This window comes from Amycolatopsis sp. 505 (genome assembly GCF_031625235.1).
GTDB lineage: Bacteria > Actinomycetota > Actinomycetes > Mycobacteriales > Pseudonocardiaceae > Amycolatopsis.
The window spans coordinates 1-296 of sequence record NZ_JACKQP010000041.1 but is presented as its reverse complement, the minus strand read 5'-3'; the positions used below and the strand labels follow the sequence as shown (position 1 = coordinate 296).

Genomic DNA, 296 nt, shown 5'->3' with positions numbered 1-296 from the left:
CCTGCGGGGTCGGGCCGTTCTTGGTGCGCCGGAACCGGGAGAAGATCCCGCCGCCGGGCGACGGCACCGCGGCGCCGACCATGCTGACCGACAACTCGACCATCTGCCACAGCCGGCGCACCGGCCGCCCGACCATGAACAGCAGCACGGTGATGAGCCCGGCGAGCACCATCTGCGTGAGCATGTTCAGCGAGTTGACGGCGTCGAAGATGGCTTGCAGCAGCAGGGCGTGCACCCCGGCGAGCACGGAGAGGACGACGAGGTTGTAGGCCACCCCGCCGGCGACCTTTAGCACG

The 296-nt window shown here is 69.6% G+C and carries 1 pseudogene; it reads right to left on the bottom strand.

What is annotated here, in order from left to right:
* Positions 1 to 296: pseudogene (locus H5965_RS46050) on the bottom strand (magnesium transporter); the annotation flags it as partial.